The 19,272-nt window shown below is 61.1% G+C and carries 14 protein-coding genes; 11 read left to right on the forward strand and 3 right to left on the reverse strand.

The annotated features are described in order from the left end of the window. Positions 1 to 126: 126 nt before the first annotated feature. Positions 127 to 1,125, reverse strand: a complete 999-nt coding sequence (locus tag JKL48_RS00005; protein WP_201977137.1) for an AAA family ATPase — start codon at positions 1,123 to 1,125, stop codon at positions 127 to 129. Positions 1,126 to 1,409: 284 nt separating this feature from the next. On the opposite strand from JKL48_RS00005, the gene JKL48_RS23685 reads away from it, so the two are divergent. The 8 genes from JKL48_RS23685 (at position 1,410) to JKL48_RS00040 (ending at position 12,554) form a co-directional block, all read left to right on the forward strand. Continuing rightward, positions 1,410 to 1,607: a PID-CTERM protein-sorting domain-containing protein gene (locus JKL48_RS23685; RefSeq protein ID WP_394368839.1), complete on the forward strand. Its 198-nt coding sequence runs from the start codon at positions 1,410 to 1,412 to the stop codon at positions 1,605 to 1,607. Between the two features lie 81 nt (positions 1,608 to 1,688). Further along, positions 1,689 to 2,267, forward strand: a complete 579-nt coding sequence (gene xrtX, locus JKL48_RS00010) for an exosortase X (protein WP_201977139.1) — start codon at positions 1,689 to 1,691, stop codon at positions 2,265 to 2,267. Next, on the forward strand, positions 2,260 to 2,754 hold the full coding sequence (locus tag JKL48_RS00015; protein ID WP_201977141.1) for an XrtX-associated membrane protein: 495 nt from the start codon (positions 2,260 to 2,262) through the stop codon (positions 2,752 to 2,754). Before xrtX ends, JKL48_RS00015 begins: the two co-directional genes overlap by 8 nt. A gap of 269 nt (positions 2,755 to 3,023) precedes the next feature. Then, the gene (locus tag JKL48_RS00020) at positions 3,024 to 4,571 is read left to right on the forward strand and encodes a DUF6377 domain-containing protein (protein WP_201977143.1); all 1,548 of its coding nucleotides are present in this window, start codon (positions 3,024 to 3,026) and stop codon (positions 4,569 to 4,571) included. Between the two features lie 500 nt (positions 4,572 to 5,071). Next, positions 5,072 to 7,294 (forward strand): T9SS type A sorting domain-containing protein, encoded by a 2,223-nt coding sequence (locus JKL48_RS00025; RefSeq protein ID WP_201977145.1) that lies wholly within the window; start codon positions 5,072 to 5,074, stop codon positions 7,292 to 7,294. 223 nt (positions 7,295 to 7,517) lie between these two features. Then, positions 7,518 to 8,939 carry an alpha-amylase family glycosyl hydrolase gene (locus JKL48_RS00030; RefSeq protein WP_236668522.1) on the forward strand — a complete coding sequence of 474 codons (1,422 nt, stop codon included), beginning with the start codon at positions 7,518 to 7,520 and terminating at the stop codon, positions 8,937 to 8,939. A 9-nt stretch (positions 8,940 to 8,948) separates the two neighbouring features. Then, positions 8,949 to 11,069 (forward strand): glycoside hydrolase family 97 protein, encoded by a 2,121-nt coding sequence (locus JKL48_RS00035; RefSeq protein WP_201977149.1) that lies wholly within the window; start codon positions 8,949 to 8,951, stop codon positions 11,067 to 11,069. 90 nt (positions 11,070 to 11,159) lie between these two features. After that, complete coding sequence (locus tag JKL48_RS00040; RefSeq protein WP_236668523.1) at positions 11,160 to 12,554, forward strand: alpha-amylase family glycosyl hydrolase; 1,395 nt, start codon at positions 11,160 to 11,162, stop codon at positions 12,552 to 12,554. On the opposite strand, the gene JKL48_RS00045 is transcribed toward JKL48_RS00040, so the two are convergent. Both JKL48_RS00045 and JKL48_RS00050 read right to left on the reverse strand, forming a co-directional pair. Further along, positions 12,533 to 12,856, reverse strand: coding sequence for a hypothetical protein (locus tag JKL48_RS00045; protein WP_201977153.1), 324 nt, complete (start codon positions 12,854 to 12,856; stop codon positions 12,533 to 12,535). The two genes, JKL48_RS00040 and JKL48_RS00045, sit on opposite strands and share 22 nt — an antisense overlap. A gap of 2 nt (positions 12,857 to 12,858) precedes the next feature. After that, positions 12,859 to 13,041 (reverse strand): response regulator, encoded by a 183-nt coding sequence (locus JKL48_RS00050; protein ID WP_201977155.1) that lies wholly within the window; start codon positions 13,039 to 13,041, stop codon positions 12,859 to 12,861. Positions 13,042 to 13,444: 403 nt separating this feature from the next. On the opposite strand from JKL48_RS00050, the gene JKL48_RS00055 reads away from it, so the two are divergent. From JKL48_RS00055 to galB, 3 genes are all read left to right on the forward strand, one after another. Further along, positions 13,445 to 14,554: a glycoside hydrolase family 53 protein gene (locus JKL48_RS00055; protein ID WP_201977157.1), complete on the forward strand. Its 1,110-nt coding sequence runs from the start codon at positions 13,445 to 13,447 to the stop codon at positions 14,552 to 14,554. 18 nt (positions 14,555 to 14,572) lie between these two features. Continuing rightward, positions 14,573 to 16,318 (forward strand): glycosyl hydrolase 53 family protein, encoded by a 1,746-nt coding sequence (locus tag JKL48_RS00060; RefSeq protein ID WP_201977159.1) that lies wholly within the window; start codon positions 14,573 to 14,575, stop codon positions 16,316 to 16,318. A 359-nt stretch (positions 16,319 to 16,677) separates the two neighbouring features. After that, positions 16,678 to 19,086, forward strand: a complete 2,409-nt coding sequence (gene galB, locus JKL48_RS00065; protein ID WP_236668524.1) for a beta-galactosidase GalB — start codon at positions 16,678 to 16,680, stop codon at positions 19,084 to 19,086. Positions 19,087 to 19,272: the final 186 nt, after the last annotated feature.

Here is a 19,272-nt window from a genome sequence, read left to right on the forward strand (position 1 = left end):
GCGCCTCGTCGTCGAATAGGGCCCCGCCGGCCCCACGACCCAAAAAGGGCTGGCCCACCCCGGGCCAGCCCTTTTTTTGTGCTCTGAGCTTAATTACCCGGCGCGTCGTCCGATTTTTTCTCAGGTCTAACTGATGGGCACTTTGCGCAGGATGGCCTCAATCAAATCCTGCGTACGGATGCCGTCAGCCTCGGCCTCGTAGGTGAGGAGAATGCGGTGGTTTAGAACGTCGGTGGCGACTTCTTTGATGTCTTCGGGTAGCACATAGTCGCGGCCTTCGAGGTAGGCCACCGCTTTTGAGGCGCGGTGCAGGGCAATGCTGGCGCGTGGGCTGGCCCCAAACTGTACGGCCTGGGCAAATTCGGGCAGGTCGTAGTCAGCTGGCCGACGGGTAGCGAACACCAGCTCAATCAAGTATTTTTCCAGCGTTTCGGAAATCTGTACCTGGTTGATTTGCTGGCGGATGCCGAATATATCTGCCTGGGTAAGCACCGGCTGCACGTCTTCCACAAAACTGAGGTTGGCCATGCGGCGCATGACTTCCAGCTCATCGGCTTTTTTCAGGTAATCGACGTGGACCTTCAGCATGAAGCGGTCGACCTGGGCCTCGGGCAAGGGGTAGGTGCCCTCCTGTTCCACCGGGTTTTGGGTGGCCAGCACCAGAAAAGGCAAGTCGAGCAGGTAGGTGGTATCGCCGATGGTGACCTGCTTCTCCTGCATGGCTTCGAGCAGGGCACTTTGCACTTTGGCCGGCGAGCGGTTTATCTCATCGGCCAGCACGAGGTTGGCGAATATTGGCCCTTTCTTCACTTCGAAGATGGACTGATTCTGGTTGTAAATCATGGTGCCCACCAAGTCGGACGGCAGCAGGTCGGGCGTGAACTGAACCCGCTGAAAATGCAGGTGCAACACCTTGGCCAGCGTGGAGATGGTCAGGGTTTTGGCCAGCCCCGGCACGCCTTCGAGCAGGATATGACCGCCCGTGAACAAGCCAATGAGCAAGCGGGTGAGCAGGGGCTGCTGGCCCACCACAACCTTGCCCATCTCAACAAAGACCTGGCGAATGAGGGGACGATAATCGGGCGGAGAATCGGGCCCTAAGGGCGCAGTGGAAGCAGGCAGCATAAGCAACAACAAACGAAAACAACAGCCGCAAGGTAGGCACAAGGGGGCACGTAGCGCACCAGGGAGGGACTCGATGGCTTCCCAACACTACCTCTTTGGCTAAGCTCCTCGCTAAAAACCGTGCACCCTTTTCTTCGTATGCGTGCCAGCCGCAAGTCATGCAGTGCTCTTTGGGAGGGTGGCAATAAATTCCTTCACCTATCGGGATATAATCTGGAACATTCTTATACATTTGCTATTCTTGACATTCTGCGGCTTTTCATCCACGTTTCCGGCTTTCGCACATGAAATTACTTTTTCTAAACCGTTTATTGCCCGCGTTGCTGCTTGTAGTGGCTTTTGGCGAAGTAGTACTCGCTCAAACCGGTGGGCCCGCCCCCAGCCCGACAGCGACTCCCCTCGACGGGGGGGTTTCTTTACTTCTGGCCGGCGGCGTTGCGTATGGCATCAGGCACCTGCGCGGCCGCCGCAAAAAAGCATAAGCAGCGCACAAGGCGTACCGCGGCAGCAGCTTCCTCTTGCTGAATAAGTGCTATCGCCGCCGCTCCTCACTCTCCTGATTCATGCCCCCTTCTCTTCCATTCAGCCAATCTGTAGCTGGTCAACGGCTGCTGCTCCGCTTTGTGCTGGTGGGGGTGGCCATGTATCTGGTTTGGTTTTTTGGCTATGAGCACTGGCTGGCCGTGGATGGGCGCCTCGATGCGGCGCTCTGCAACCAGATTACCAGTGCCAGTGTGGCGGTGTTGCGGGCGATGGGCTTTCACGCGGCCGTAGACAGCACAAAAGCCAACCTGGTACTGATGAACGGGCAGCCGTCCGTCATCATGTTTGGCCCGTGCAATGGACTGGTGCTCTACGTGTTGTTTATGGGCTTTGTGCTGGCTTTTCCGGGGCCCTGGCTGCGCAAGCTGTGGTTTATTCCCTTGGGCATTGCCCTCATTTGGGGGCTTAATGTGCTGCGAATAGCCGCTTTGGCCATCAACCACACCTACGCTTATGGGTCCGTCGACTTCAACCACCATTACACCTTCACTTTTGTGGTGTACGCCTGCATTTTCGGCCTGTGGATGTTGTGGGCACGCCGCCTGGCAGTTCCGGGGCAGCCGGGCAATGCCGAGCCCAGCCTGACCATCCGTGCCTGACCAAGCGCCTACCCGCCACCTGCCGCCGATTGCCCGGTGGACGTTGGTTGCCTTGCTGCTGCTGGCCCTGCTGCTGGTTGGCGTTTACAATGATACCCTGATACTTTTTTTCACCGCGCTATGGCGTCAGGGGCTGGCCGCGGCCGGCCTGCGCCAGCAGACCGAAGCCCTGCAGCACGGGCTGGGCAACAACTTATCGGCGCGGTTTCTGCCAGCGGCGGCCACCTATTCGGGGCTTTACGTGGGCCTCTGCCTGCTGCTGCTCCGGCTGCTGCTGCCCACGCTGGCACAATGGCACTTGGCGCTCCGCTTGTACCTCGGGGCGCTGGTGCTTTTCGTAGCCATGGTGGTACTAAGCAAGCTCACGGGGGCGGCGTGGGCGTACGGCATCAGCCGCGATTTTCTGGATTTTGTCGTGAGTCCCCTGCCCGTCGCCGGTCTTTATGTTCTTTTCCGGACTGGGTATGGGCTCCCCGCATCCGATTAGCATGTGCTGGAAAAGCCCCTGAGCGTCACGCTGAGCGCATGGAAGCACTTGGCTTGCAGCACGTATCAACGAAGCGCTATAGATGCGCCGCTGCGTTCGGCATGACGGGCCTGCTGGACGCACAAAACCGCTTCACCTACTACTTTTGGCACCTGCCTGCCTCATAAGGTTACCCGTTCTGTCCGGTGAAGTTCTTACGTGCCCTTTGTGCTTTCCTATTCAGCGCCTGGCCAATTTACGCTATAGCTGGCACAAGCCCGACCGACAGCTTGCTGACGGAACTGAACAAAGCACTGGCCCATAAAAAAGAGTATGATGGGCAGCGTTTGAACCGCATTGCCGTACTCACGGCCGATTTCGCCTCTTCTGAGGTGAACGATAACACGAAATTCGACCTGGGCCTACGCATTTATGAAGAGTACAAGGCCTTTAAATACGATTCGGCCTTTGCTTACTGCCAGCGCATCACGCAACTGGCCACCCAACTGCGCAGCCCCGAAAAAATTGAAGTAGCCAAGCTCAGGCTGGCTTTCGTACTGCTCTCGTCGGGCTTGTTCAAGGAGACATTTGACACGCTTGGCAGCATCGACCCCAGCCAGCTGACCACCGCCGATAAGCAGAATTTTTACTTTCTGCTGGCTCGCGCCTACAGCGACCTGGGCAATTTCAACCAGGACGAAACCTACCGGCCGGCCTACTACGCCAAAGCGCTGGCCTACGCCGATACGGCCCTCTTATACGCCCGGCCCGGCTCCTACGATTATCTGTCGGTACAGGAGTTTCGGGCGCAGAAGACCAACAACTTAGCGGCGGGCGCGGCGGTGTATCGTCAGATTCTGCGCTTGCCGCACCTCACGCTGCACCAGCTGGCGGTGAGTGCCAGCACCACGGCTTACGTGTACGAGCTGGCCGGCCAGCCCGGGAAAGCCTTTGAACTGCTGCTCGTTTCGGCCATTGCCGATGTGAAGACGGCAACGAAGGAAACCACGGCCATCTTCAAGCTCTCGGATTATTGCTACCGGCAGGGCGACCTCAAAAACGCCTACACCTTCATCAGAGAAGCCCGCGAGGACGCGGCCTTCTACAAGGCCCGGCAGCGGCAGATTGAAATCAGCCACGTTTCTTCCATCATCGAGGGACAGAAAATCAACATCATTGAAAATCAGCGCAAGTCGCTGAAAACGTACGCTATTGTCATGACGCTGCTGACCAGTGTCGTTATTGGGTTTGCGGTCGTGAGCTTCCGGCAACTGCGCAAGCTGCGCAAGGCCGACGAGCTTATTTTTGCTGCCAATCAGGAGCTGACGGCGCGCAACGACGAGCTACGCCAGCTGAATAGCGGCCTGAACGAGGCTAATAAGATTAAGGAAGAATACATTGGATACTACTTCCACAACAACTCCCAGTACATCGATAAGCTCGAATCCCTCAAGAAGCGGGTCGATGCCCTGTTGGGCAGTAAGCAATACGCCGGCGTGCAGAAGCTGGTGGACGGTGTGAACATCAAAACCGAGCGCAACGAACTACTAAAGGGCTTCGACACGGTGTTCTTGCGGCTGTTTCCCAACTTCATTGCGCAGTTCAACGCCCTCTTTCGCGAAGAGGACCGCATTCAGTTGCCCGAGGACCAGCTGATGAACACCGAGCTGCGCATCTTCGCCCTCATTCGGTTGGGCATCGACGATAGCGAGCAAATCAGTCGGATGTTGGGCTACTCCATCAACACCATCTACACCTACAAGACGCGGGTGAAGAATCGGTCGCTGCTGCCGAATGAGGAGTTCGAGGCTCGCATTCAGGCCATTCAGGCAGTATGAGTTTATGGCTGGTCGGGGGCCTTTTTCACCTCCGATAAATGCCATCGTTGCCGGTGCCATGCAAGGGGTAAGTGTCCACTCATTTACTGCGTTTTATGCCGGCAACGCGGAGGCACTGCTTAGCTGATGAGTGGTTGAAAATTGTTCGGTTTACGGGTAGTGACGAAAGGGCTTCGGCCCTATTTTTTGTTAGAAAAGTTGGGCCGAGGGACTATATCAGGCTAATATTCCAGCCTGATTTTTTTTATTCATTTTCTTATAAATCAAATAAATACGCCAAACAGGTATTAATATTTTTCATACTCTGGTTTGACAAGCTTTAGCTGGCGGGAGAGGACTCTAGTTTTGCTCACCTCCCCGCCCCAAACGATTGCTGGAAGCAGCGCAGCCAGCTCACTCCGGTTGGGACCAGTTCGCTTACCTGCCCAAAAACTGGCGGATGCCCGGGCGCGGCATTGCTGATTCCCCAGTTTTAGAGTTCCCACTTTTTCCTTTTCTTTATGCTCGCTTCCTTTACTCCACGGGCTGCTTGGCGTCTATTTGGGCTGGCTGCTGCGGCGCTCGGCCTGAGTGCCACGGCGCAGGCCCAAACCCGCGTGCTCTTCGTAGGCAACAGCTTTACGCATGGCCAGTACACGCCGGTGCTGTACTACAACTCCGGGGCCGTCACGGACCTGAACTACAACTTGCCCGCCGGTGACCCGCGCGCTCACGACGCGGGCATGACGGCAGCTTTTGGCGGCGTGCCCGGCATTTTCAAAAAGTTCACGGTGCAGGCCGGGTTGAACTACGACGTGCGGACGGAGGCCGTGAGCGGGAAATCCTTGCAGTTTCATTACACCAGCGCGTTGTCGGCCATTGCACAGCCGGGCTGGGACAAGGTGGTGCTGCAGGAGCAAAGCACCCGGCCGGTGCCCGATGCCCGCGGTGGCAGCCGGGCCCTGTTTTACAACTACGCCAACCTGCTCGAGCAAGCCATTCACACGGCCAGCCCCGCCGCGCAGGTGTACCTCTACGAAACCTGGGGCCGCCCCGATTTCACTTACCCGAGCGGCCAGCCCTACACGGGCTTCCCCATCGACACGATGACGGCCGACCTGCACAAAGGCTACTACCGGGAATTCGCCGCGAACGGCCGCTTCGCCGCCGTGGCCTCGGTGGGCGATGCCTGGTTGCGCGCCATCACGGCCGGGGTAGCCACCCGCAACCCCTACACGCCCGACCCCACCAAAGTCAACCTCTGGAACGTGGACTACGTGCACCCCAGCACCACGGGCGCTTACCTCAGCGCATTGGTGCTGTTTTATCAGCTTACCAACGTGGACCCACGCACCCTTGGCGCCAACGAGCAGGCTGCCGCCGACCTCGGCATGACGCCCGCCCAAGCCGTGGCTTTAGAGCAAATAGCTTATCAGCAGGTATCGTCGCCCACCAACGCTACCGCTTTCACGCCCGGCAACGTGGCCGTGGTGCGGGTAGGCGACGGCACGGCCACGCTGACCACCGCTGCCACGCCCGAATTCGTGGATGAGTACACGTTGACCGGCACGCTGGTGCGCAGCATTGCCATGCCCACGGCCGACAACGGCACCGTGCGCGCCTTCACCAACAGCGGCACGGCCACTTCCGACAACATCACCCGCACAGCGGACGGCCGCTACCTGCTGCTGACCGGCTACAACGCCGTGCCCGGCACGGCCGGCGTCGTGACCACCACCAACAGCGGCACGACCAACAACCGCTTAGTGGCCCGCATCGGCGCCGACGGCAGCGTGGACACGAACACGCGCATCAACGACGCCTTTTCCGGCTCCAACATCCGCACGGCCGTCAGCACCGACGGCAGCGCCTTTTACGTGTCGGGCGGCAATAGCGGCATCCGCTACGTGCCCTTTGGCAACACGGGCGCGACCTCGGCCCTGAGCGGCGGCACGGTGGTGAACTTCCGCATCCTGGGCATCGCCGGCGGCAACCTCTTCGCCACCTCGGCCGCCAATTCCAACTTCGGCCTGAACCAGATTGGCACCGGGCTGCCCACGGCGGCCGGCGCGGCCGTGACGCTGCTGCCGGGCTTTCCCACGGCCACCGGCCCCAGCCCCTACGGCTTCTACTTCGCCGATTTGAGCACTGCGGTGCCCGGCCTGGACGTGGTGTACGTGACCGACGACAACGCCACCGGTGGTATTCAGAAGTGGAGCCTGGTGGGCGGCACCTGGACGCTCAACGGCACCATCGGCGGCTCGACCACGGCGTTGCTGCGCGGCCTCACGGGCCAGCGCACCGGCACGGCCGTGCAGCTGATTGCCAGCGGCGGCGGCGGCCTGTACACCGTCACCGACCAGGCCGGCTACAACGTGGCACCCAGCACCACGGCCCTGCCCGCGCCCTTCGTGCCGCTGGCGGCCAACACCTCGTTCCGGGGCGTGGCCTTTGCGCCGCTGGCCACGGCCCTGGCCACCGCGAAGGCAGCAGCGGCCCCTGAAGTAGCAGTATATCCCAGCCCCGCGGCGGACCAACTCACCGTGCAGCTTGGCGGGCTGACCGGGCCGGTGGGCCCCGTGCGGGCCACGCTGCTCAACCTGCTGGGCCAGGTGGTGGCCGAGCAGCAAGGCACGGGCACCACCTTCACCTTCGGGCTGGCCGACGTGGCCAACGGCGTGTACCTGCTGCGCCTGCAAACGGCCGCCGGCGTAACCAGCCGCCGCGTAGAGGTGCGGCGGTAGCAGCGGGCAGCCCACGGCATGGGCTTGTCCGGGGCCGCGGGCTGCTTTGCTTTTACTCAAATACCCCTCTGCCTGAAGGAGCCAGCCGAAGGAGAGGCACCGCGTTCGACGGCTCGTCGTTGAACGGCCGGAACTGCGCCAATTAACCAACACCGGCCAACCAGGCCCAGCGAAGCCCACGTGGAGACGCAAAACAATGCGTCTCCACTTCGTTCTATATTTAATGAAGAAAACGACCTTTTCCTTGTTCTTGGCTCTGTTGGCCGGTTGGGCTTGTGCGGGTTCTGCCATAGCCCAACCAACCAGCAAAGCCAGCACAGACCCCGCGCCGTATGGCAAGCCCTTTGCGGGCGTACCCGATGGCCGAAATGCGACCATTTACCAGGTCAACATGCGGGGCTTCAGCAAAGAAGGCACCTTCAAAGCGGTAGTGGCCCGGCTCGATTCCATCAAAGCGCTGGGGGTGAATGTGGTGTACCTGATGCCCATTTACCCCATTGGCAAGGTGCGGGCTGTCGATTCGCCTTTTGCCGTGCAGAATTACACGGCGGTGAATCCGGAATTCGGCACCCTGGCCGACCTGCGGGCGCTGATTGACGCCGCCCACGCCCGCGGCCTGGCCGTGATACTCGACTGGGTGGGCAACCACACCAGCTTCGACCACCCCTGGATAACGGAGCACCCCGACTGGTATGTGCACGACGCTACCGGCGCCATTGTGAACCCAATACCCGACTGGAAAGACATTGCCCAGCTCAACTGGGCCAAGCCGGAAGTGCACGCAGCCATGATGCAGGCCCTGCGCTACTGGGTGTTGGCGGCCAACATTGATGGCTACCGCTTCGACTACGCCGACGGCCCCAGCCAGGAATTTTTCGTCAAAGCCCTGGCCAACCTGCGCGCCATTCCCGGCCACAAGCTGCTGATGCTGGCCGAGGGCGACAAGAAGAAATATTACCTCCAAAGCGGTTTCGACCTGTGCTATGACTTTGGCTTTATGAACGTGATGAAGGGCGACATTTTTGCAAAAGGCAAAAGCGTCAAGCTCATCGATTCCGTCAACGCCGCCAACTACCGCAACGCCCCGGCCAACGCCCGGATGGTGCGCTACACTTCCAACCACGACATCAATGCCTGGGACGGCACACCCCAGCAGCTGTTTGGCGGCCTGCGGGGCGCGATGGCCGCCTTTGTGGTGGCGGCTTACATGAAAGCGGTGCCCATGATTTACAACGGCCAGGAGGTGGGCCACGCCGAGCGGGTGCCCTTTATGGGGCCGCGCAAACCCATTGTGTGGACGCCCAACCCGGCCCTGACGGCCGAGTACAAGCAACTCATCCGGTTTCGCAACGGCAGCAACGCCGTGCGCAACGGCGCGCTGGCCTCGTACAGCAGCGATGACGTGTGCGCTTTCACCAAAACCGCCGGTGCGGAAACCGTGCTGGTGCTGGCCAACCTGCGCAATGCAGCGGTGCAGTACCAACTACCCGGCACCCTGGCCCCCACGGGCTGGCGCAACGCCTTTGGTGGCTCGCCAACTTCCCTGAGCAGCCCGCTGAGCCTTCGGCCCTTTGAGTACCTGATTTTAACCAAGCAACTGCCGGACCACCAGCGGCGCGTAGGGCAGCGCAGCTCCCGGAACTGAAAATTGACCATGAGAACTATCCTGTTGGCAGCAGCGCTAGTGATGGGCGAATTTGGCGCCTCGGCCCAAACCACCGCGCCCGTCCACGCCCGCCTCGATAAAGTCGACCTAACCTTTGCCCTTGGCCCCGATGGCCACCCGACCTACGCCGTGGCCTACGGCGCCAAAACGGTCGTCGAGCCGTCCCGGCTGGGTTTGGCTTTTGCCGATGGCCGGGGCTTTGACGGACCGTTGGTGCTGGTGGGCAGCGAAACCCAAGACGTGGACGAGAGCTGGCAGCCGGTGTGGGGCGAGGTCAAAACCATTCGCAACCACTACCAGCAGCTCACGGTGCACCTGCGCCAGCCAGCGGCCAACGGCCGGCGGCTGGACGTGGTGTTTCGCGTATTCGCCGACGGCGTGGGCTTTCGCTACGAAGTGCCGGCGCAGCCCGGCCTGGCCTACTTCACGGTGCAGGACGAGCACACCGAGTTCAACCTGCCCGCCAACCACAAAGCCTTCTGGATTCCGGGCGACTACGACTCCAACGAATACGCCTACACCACCAGCCGCGTGAGCGAGGTGAACACCACGCCCATTGCGGCCATTCAGCAGAAAGCGCCCGCCACTCGGGTGCAGACGCCGCTGATGCTGAAGTCGGACGACGGGCTGTACATCAACCTTCACGAAGCGGCGCTGGTGAACTACCCCGCCATGTTCCTGAACGTGAATACGCATACCTTCTGCCTCACCAGCCAACTCGTGCCCGACGCCACCGGCACGGGGGCCAAGGCGTATTTGCAGGCGCCGGAGCACACGCCCTGGCGTACTATCGTGGTGGCCGACAACGCCCCGGCCGTGCTGGCCAGCAAGCTTATCCTGAACTTGAACGAGCCCAGCAAGCTGCCCGACACCGGCTGGATTCATCCGCAGAAATTTGTGGGCGTATGGTGGGAGATGCACGTCAACCGCGCCAGCTGGAACTACGCCGACACCAGCAACCTCAAGCTGGCCGGCACCAACTGGAACGCCTTGAAAAACAACGGCCACCACGGCGCCAACACCGCCAACGTAAAACGCTACATCGACTTTGCCGCTGCGCACCACATCCCCGGCGTGTTGGTGGAGGGCTGGAACGTGGGCTGGGAAGACTGGGCCAATAACTGGAAGGAAGAAGTCTTCGACTTCGTGACGCCCTATCCCGATTTTGACGTGGACGAGCTGCAGCGCTACGCCGCCGGCAAGGGCGTGAAAGTCATCATGCACCACGAAACCAGCGCCTCCGTCACCAACTACGAGCGGCGCCAGGATGCCGCCTACCGCTTCATGCGCGACCACGGCTACGACGCGGTGAAAACCGGCTACGTGGGCCGCATCATTCCGCGCGGCGAGCACCACGACGGCCAGTGGATGGTGAACCACTACGTGCACACGGCCCAGCTCACGGCCGCCAGCCACATCATGGTCGACATGCACGAGGCCGTGCGCCCCACCGGCCTGCACCGCACCTACCCCAACTGGCTGGCCAACGAAGCCGCCCGCGGCAACGAGTTCAACGCCTGGAGCAGTGGCAACCCGCCCGAGCACGAAACCATTCTGCCCTTCACCCGCCTCATGGGCGGCCCCATGGACTACACGCCCGGCATCTTCCAAATCAAGCTCGACGACTGGAACCCGGCCCGCAACCAGGGCAAGCAGGTGCACACCACCCTGGCCAAGCAACTGGCGCTGTACGTGACCATGTACTCGCCCCTGCAAATGGCCGCCGACCTGCCCGAGGCCTACAACCAGCACCTTGATGCTTTCCAGTTCATTGAGGATGTGCCCGTGGACTGGGACGACACGCGCATTCTGGCGGCCGAGCCTGGCGACTACCTCACCACCGTGCGCAAAGCCAAAGGCAAAGACGAGTGGTACCTTGGCAGCATCACCGACGAAAATTCCCGCCAACAACCTGTTAGCTTGAATTTTTTAACGCCGGGCCAGCGTTACGAGGCCACCATTTACGCCGACGGCAAAGGCGCCGACTGGCTGAAAAACCCGATGGCCTACCGCATAACCAGGCAGGTGGTTGACAGCCGCTCTTCCCTCACCCTGCAGCTGGCCCCTGGCGGCGGAGCAGCCGTGAGCTTCAAACCGGTTATTAAATAACCCCTGCCAGGGCCAACCCTTACTTTGCATTTTAATTCCGGTTTTCACTTGCATTATACCCTTTACCCCATGCTGTCTAGCAGAATTACCTTGAAGAATATCCTGGTTGTGGTGTTGTCGCTTGGCCTGCTGGCGGGCTGCAAAGACAGCTCGTCCGACGCGCCGGCTCCGTATGTTCCTCCCGTTATTCCTTCCACTGCTACCCCCCCGCAATACGGCACGCCTTTTACCGGAGTGCCCAACCGGGAAGACGCGGTGATTTACCAGGTGAACATGCGGGCTTTCAGCCAGGCCGGCAACTTCGCGGGCGTCACGGCCCGGCTCGATTCCATCAAGGCCATTGGGGCGAATGTGCTGTACCTCATGCCTATTTACCCGGTGGGCACCGACAGCAAATCGGTGAATTCGCCCTATGCCGTGAAGGACTACCGCGCCGTGGGCTCCGAGTTTGGGACCCTGACCGACCTGCGCACCCTGGTAGACGCCGCCCACGCCCGCGGGCTGGCCGTGATGCTGGACTGGGTGGCCAACCACACCAGCTGGGACAATGGCTGGATTACGACCCATCCGGACTGGTACGTGCACAACACGGCCGGGGCGATTACGCCGGTTTCGAACAACGGCACCACCTACAACGACGTGGCCCAGCTCGATTTCAACAACGCTTATATGCGGGCCGAAATGATTTCGGCGATAAAGTCGTGGGTATTCACGGCCAACGTCGACGGCTTCCGTTGCGACTACGCCGACTACCAGCCGAATGACTTTTGGAAGCAAGTCACCGATACCCTGCGCACCGTGAAGACGCACAAGCTGCTGCTGCTGGCCGAAGGCAACCGCAGCGCCAATTTCACCTCGGGCTTCGACTACAACTTTGGCTTCAGCTTCTACGGCGGCCTCAAGAACGTGTACCGCAGCGGGTATTCGGCCGTCACCTTCGATGCCCTGAACACCAGCGAGTACACCGGCGCTACGGGCACGCAGCAAGTGGTGCGCTACACCACCAACCACGACGTAAACGGCTCCGATGGCACGCCCTTTTCGCTGTTCTACGGCAACGCCGGCGCCATGTCGGCCTTCGTCATTGCCTCCTGCTATAAAGGGGTTCCCTTCGTGTACAACGGCCAGGAAGCGGGCATGACAACTGCCATCCCGTTCCCGTTCACCTCCGTGAAAGTGCAGTGGGGCGCCCACCCCGACGTGACGCGCGCCTACAAGCAGCTGCTGGCCGTGCGGGCCGCCAGCCCGGCCCTGCGCTCGGGCACGCCCACGCCCTACAGCTCGACCAACGTGTGCGCCTTCACCAAAACGTCCGGGACGGACCAGGCTTTTGTCATGGTCAATGTGCGCAATACTGCCACCACCTATTCCGTGCCGGCTGCCCTCGTCGGCACCACTTGGACCGATGCGCTGCAAGGCGGCACGGTGGTACTCAGCGCCTCCGTTTCGCTGCCGGCCTACGGCTACCTGGTGCTGAAAAAGTAACGGCCCGTCGGGTTGCCTCTGCACAGCGGTGCTGCCTGCCGTATTCGGAGAGCATTCTTTTGTACAGGGCTTGGAACACGGTGCGGAAGTGCTTCGGGTCCTGCATGCCCATCTGGCAGGCCATGTCCGACACCCGCCGGCCAACTGCCCGGTAGTGCTTTTGATGCGCCGGCAGAGAAGCGTCTGGCTCTTTCCAGAATGAGCTTGTCGGCCTCCGGAATAATGACTTCGGTGGGCTCGCGCAACAGGTGGCGCAGGTAAAACTCGCGCAGCTTGCCCCGGTTGCGCAGAATGGCTATCACCTTTACCCGGAGTATTTGGGGATGAAGGGCTTATTGACGTAGTCGTCGGCGCCGGTTTGAAGGCCTTTTACTTCGTGCGGAGCGGCTTGGTCTTGGGTCACGACTTCGGCGTTGCTGGGATGCAGGCCATCGTTCACGGTCAGTTCGTTGAGCACATTCTGTGCCCCAGCGCAGAGGCCTGCCACCTCCGCGAGCAGAAAGATGAATCCAAACAACCGCCTCATGCGTTCCGCTGAGTAAGTAGCCACATTTTTCAGCCATCCTCAAAATCGGTCCTCTTAATTCCGGCGAGTTCACAGAGCTGCTGCTTTGGCAGGGCCGGGAACAGTTGGCAGGTGGCGATGAGGGCAGCGATTTCGACCATCCTACCGAACCATCCGGCAAAATTTGATTTCACCCCAAAGCCAGCCGCAAAGGCATTTTTACCGATTACCTCCTGCTTTTATATCTATTTCCCCGCTCTTTGGCTGGCCCATGTGATAGTTTTGTGCTCTTGTCTGCCGAGAAAATGGCTGGCTATCGGCTGGCTGCTGCCGGGCATCTACCGGGTTTCTTGCCTACTCGTTTCTCATCTCATCCCACCCAACAATGAAGAAACCCTTCTCTCTGGCCGCTGTTCGGGCGGCGCTCTTTTTCGGCGTCGCCTTTTGCCTGGCCTTGGTTTCCCCGTTGGCCGCCACGGCGCAGGCCTTTGCCAAAGGGGCCGATGTGGGCTGGCTCCAGCAGATGGAGGCCACCGGCTACGTTTTCTACAACGACCAGGGCGTGGCCCAGGATTGTTTCCAGATTCTCAAAGCCAAGGGTATCAACTCCATCCGCCTGCGCGTGTTCGTCAATCCTTCCGACGACAAGGCCAGCGGCCATTGCAGCCCCGCCGAAGTGACGGCCATGGCCAAGCGGGCCACCGCCCTGGGCTTTCGGGTGATGATTGACTTTCACTACAGCGACACCTGGGCCGACCCCGGCAAACAAGCCAAGCCCGCCGCCTGGGCCAGCCACCCGTTTCCGCAGCTGCTGACCGATGTGTACGACCACACCTTCGGCACGATGACCCTGCTGAAGGCGGCCGGCGTGACGCCCGAATGGGTGCAGGTGGGCAACGAAATTCCCGGCGGCATGCTCTGGCCCGACGGCAGCACCAAGAATTTTCCGCAGCTTACCCAGCTCATCAACAAGGGCTACGAGGCCATCAAGGCCGTCAGCCCTTCCTCTAAAGTGGTGGTGCACCTGGACCGGGGCAACAACGGCGGACTGTACCGGTGGTTTTTCGACAACCTCACCCAGAACGGCGGCCGGTTCGATGTGATTGGCATGTCGTATTACCCGTACTGGCTGAAACAGAATTACAAAGAATCCATTGACAGCCTCCGGGCCAACCTCAAGGGCATGGCGACCCGCTATGGCAAAGAGGTGATAGTGGCCGAAGTGGGCGGCGAGGACACCGCCGTGCAGGACACCTACGCCATGCTGGTGGCCGTGCAGCAGGCCGTGCGCGCCGTGCCCGGCGGCAAGGGGCTGGGCGTATTCTATTGGGAGCCCGAAGGTGCGAAAAGCTGGAGCCACTACGCCCTAAGCGCTTGGGGTGCCGACGGCAAGCCCACGGCCGCCCTGAATGCCTTTCTGGACGAGCCCGCGCCAAAGGCTGCGCCTAAACGAGCACCCAAACCTACTTCTAAACCCAGGAACAAGGCCAAGTAACTAGTTGCCGTTAAAGCTATGAAAAACAAACTTCTACTTTTGTTACTGGTGGCCGCTCTGGCAGCTTTTAGTAGCCGTGTGCTGGCGCAGCCCGGCACGTTTGCCAAAGGCGCCGACATCAGTTGGCTGACGCAGATGGAAGCCTCGGGCCGGGTGTTCTACAACGCGGCCGGGGTGCAGCAGGACTTGCTGCAAATCCTGCACGACTACGACATGAACACCGTCCGGCTGCGGGTGTGGGTGAACCCGACCGGCGGCTGGAACGGCAAAAACGACGTCATCGCCAAAGCCATTCGGGCGCGAAACCGGGGCTTTCGGCTGCTGATTGACTTTCACTACAGCGACAGCTGGGCCGACCCTGCCCAGCAGAACAAGCCCGCTGCCTGGGCCGGCCTCACCTTCGCGCAGTTGAAGCAAGCGCTCTACAACCACACCTACGACGTACTGGACTCGCTGAAAGACAACAACATTGTGCCGGAATGGGTGCAGGTAGGCAACGAAACCAACGACGGCATGCTCTGGCCCGATGGCCGCCGCAGCACCAACCCGCAAAACTTTGCCCAGCTCATTGACCAGGGCTACGCGGCCGTGAAGGCCGTGAACCCTAGCAGCAAGGTCGTCGTGCACATTTCCAACGGGTACAACAACAGCTACTTCCGCAATGTATTCGACGGCCTGGCCGTGAACGGGGCGCGGTACGATGTCATCGGCATGTCGCTCTACCCCACCACGGCCAACTGGCCCACCCTCACGGCCCAGTGCCAGGCCAACATGAACGACCTGGTGAGCCGCTACCCCGGCAAAGAGGTGATGGTAGTAGAAACCGGCATGCCGGCCAACGCGCCCATTCCCACCCGCCAAATGCTACTCGACCTCATGGCCAAAACCCGCGCCGTGCCCGGCAACAAAGGCTTGGGCGTGATGTACTGGGAGCCCGAAGCCTACAACTGGATGGGCTATGGCCTGGGCGCCTGGGCAAGCAACGGCCAACCCACCGTGGCCATGGATGCCTTTCGGAATACGCCGCCTTCCGACGGGCTGGTGTACAACCCCGGCTTCGAGTACACGGCCCCCACCCAAACGCCGCTGGGCTGGAGCACCGCCTCCGGCACCGGCGACGCCGATGCCGACCTCACCCAGTACTATGGTCAGGCCAGCCTCTTCCAGCTCGCGCACCAGAAAGCCACGGCCTACCAGGTGCGCACCTACCAGTTGCTTGGCAACGTACCGAACGGCACTTACACCCTGCGCGCCTGGGCCCAGAGCACGGGCGGCCAGAACGTGTGCCAACTCTACGCCAACGGCTTCGGCGGCCCGGAGCTGAATGCCAACATCACCAACACCAACGGCAGTTGGGTGCGGGTGGTGGTCAACAACATCACCGTCACGAACGGGCAGTGCGAAATCGGGCTGCGCTCAGATGCCCACGTCGGCGAAACTGCCAGCCTCGACGACGTGGAGTTTGTGTCGAACCAAGCCACGGCTACCCGCGCCGGTACGGCCAGCGCGCTTGAGGCCCAGCTATTCCCCAACCCTGCCAGTCACCAATGCACCGTCAGCTACACGCTGACCAAGCCCGAAACGGTGCAGCTTTCCCTACACAGCCTGACGGGCCAGCAAGTACTGGCCCTGCCCGCACAGCCACAGGCCGTCGGCCCGCACACGATGGTGCTTGAGCTTGGCAACGCCTTGGCGCCGGGGGTCTACTTATTGTACATCAGCCACGGCGGGCAGCGCGATATACGGAGGCTGCTCACCTATTGACATTCCGCCCTGGAAGTAGCGCGGACTTTGTAGTTCCCGTCCCCGTAGTGTTCGGGTATTGTTCAAGCCCGCGCTACAGCCCCAGCGCCAGGCAGTTGGTCGCTCTAGCCGGTCATGCCGAGCGCAGGCCGTTTGGCGCGCTCGGCAGCCAATGAAGTGCAAGCCGGTAATCGGCAAGTTACTTTGGGCCATTGGGCCGCCTGCGCTTACCTGGTGAAGCGGCAGATTAGCGGCCAGCTGACCAATCGCAAAATCGTAGTTGAGTAAAAAATTAGTTAAACAAACGGATGTCTTTTTCCCCCTTTTCATTTGCGCGCCGAAGTATACTGCTGTGCCTGGCCGCTTCTATTGTTTCACCTTTGGCCGCCCAAACCCGCCGCGAATACCAGCTGACCAGCGACTGGAAATTCAGCAAGGGCGACGTAGCCGATGCGGCCAAGCCCGATTTCAACGACACGAAGTGGCAGGCGGTGAGCGTGCCGCACGACTGGGCCATCTACGGCCCCTTCGACGGCAACAACGACCTCCAGAAAGTCCGCATTGAGCAGAACAACGAGCAGCAGGCCACCCTCAAAGCCGGCCGCACGGGCGGGCTGCCGTTTGTGGGCACGGGCTGGTACCGGCGGCAGCTACTGGTGCCGGGCTTCGGGCCGGGGCAGCGGGCCGTGCTGCTGTTCGACGGCGCCATGAGCGACGCCCACGTTTTCGTCAACGGCCGGGAAGTGGGCGCCTGGCCCTACGGCTACAACTCGTTTTCCTTCGACATCACCAGCGCCCTGCAAGCCAAGGGCCCCAACACGCTGGCCATCCGCCTGCGCAACCAGCCCGAATCGGCGCGCTGGTACCCCGGCGCCGGCCTCTACCGCAATGTGCACCTGATTGTGACCAACGACGTGCATATTCCGGTGTGGGGCACCACCCTCACCACGCCCGAAATCACGGCGCAAGCGGCCCGGGTGCGGCTGCGCACCCAGGTGGAAGCGCCAGCTGGTAGCCGCCAGGCGCTGCGCCTCGTCACCGAAATCAAGGACGCGGCAGGCAAGGTGCTGGCCACCAGCACCAGCACGCTGGCCCCTACTGACCAGCCGACTTTTGACCAAACCCTGGCGGTGCCGCAGCCCAAGCTGTGGTCGCCGGAAACGCCGGTGCTCTACACGGCGGCCTCCAAGCTCTATGCGGGGCAGGTGCTGAAGGACGAGTACCGCACTTCGTTTGGCATCCGGTCTTTCACGTTTGCCAAGGACAAGGGCTTTTTGCTGAACGGCCAGCCGCGCAAGTTCAAGGGCGTGTGCAACCACCACGACCTCGGGCCCCTGGGCACGGCCGTGAACACGGCTGCCCTGCGCCGCCAGCTAACTTTGCTCAAGGACATGGGCTGCGACGCCATTCGCACGTCGCACAACATGCCCGCGCCCGAGCTGGTCCAGCTCTGCGACGAAATGGGCTTGATGCTCATGGTGGAAGCCTTCGACGAGTGGAAGTCGCCCAAAGTCAAGAACGGCTACAGCCAGTACTTCGACGCGTGGGCCGAAAAGGACCTGGTGAACATGGTGCACCGCGACCGCAACCATCCCAGTGTCATTATGTGGAGCATCGGCAACGAGGTGCCCGACCAAAGCAACCCCAACGGCCCCGTACTGGCCAAGCGCCTCCAGGACATTGTGCACCGCGAAGACCCCACCCGCCCGGTAGCCGCGGGCATGGACCGCTTCGACGACGATTTCAAGTACGGCATGGCGGCCGTGCTCGATGTTCCCGGCTTCAACTACAAGCCCCACCGCTACGCCGAGGCCCTGAACAAGCTGCCCCAGGGCTTCCTGCTGGGCTCCGAAACGGCGTCCACCGTCAGCAGCCGGGGCGTGTACAAGTTTCCGGTAGTGATGGCCAAGGAGAAGAAGTACGCCGACAACCAGTCGTCCTCCTACGATTTGGAATTCTGCAGCTGGTCGCAAACGCCCGATGAGGAGTTTGTGCAGCAGGACGATATGCCCAACGTGCTGGGCGAGTTTGTGTGGACCGGTTTCGACTACCTGGGCGAGCCCACGCCCTACGATGAAAAGTGGCCCTCGCACAGCTCCATGTTTGGCATGCTGGACCTGGCGGGCATGCCCAAAGACCGGTACTACCTCTACCGTGCCCGCTGGAACACCGCCCAGCCCACCCTGCACCTGCTGCCCCACTGGACCTGGCCCGGCCGCGAAGGCCAGACCACGCCGGTGTTTTGCTACACCAGCTACCCCTCGGCCGAGCTGTTTGTGAACGGCCAAAGCCAGGGCCGCCAAACCAAAGGCCCATCAGACAAGCCCCAGACCCGCTACCGCCTGATGTGGAACGACGTGAAATACGCGCCCGGCACCCTCAAAGTAGTGGCCTACGATGCCCAGGGCAAGGCCGTAGCCGAAGAAACCGTCCGCACCGCTGGCGCGCCGCACCACATCACGCTCGTGCCCAACCGCCCCACGCTGGCTGCCGACGGCCAGGACCTGGCCTACGTAACCGCCAGCGTGGTGGACGCGCAAGGCACCCGCTGCCCCGAGGCCACCACCCAGCTGCGCATGAAGGTGAGCGGCGCCGGCCGCTTCCGCGCCGTGGGCAACGGCGACCCCACCTGCCTCGAACCCTTTCACCAGCCCCAAATGCATGCCTTCTCCGGTCAGCTCGTCGCCATCGTCCAAGCCGCCAACAAACCCGGCGACATTACCCTGGAAGTCAGCGGCGAAGGACTACAAAGTGCTTTCCTACACCTGTCAACACAGGTAAATCCATAGCGCTAATTCATATAATAGACGTGCCAGCGTAATGGACAACATGAAAAAGGCCCTTCACATCACGGTGAAGGGCCTTTTTGGATAACGAAGCGGAACAAACCAAGAAGTATCAAGCGCCGAGGCAGTCGTCATTAACCCAATATTGTTGCCTAGTGCAATGCGATGTGGGAGAAAATAAGCCCCACC

It is taken from the genome of Hymenobacter rubidus, from assembly GCF_016734815.1.
GTDB lineage: Bacteria > Bacteroidota > Bacteroidia > Cytophagales > Hymenobacteraceae > Hymenobacter > Hymenobacter rubidus.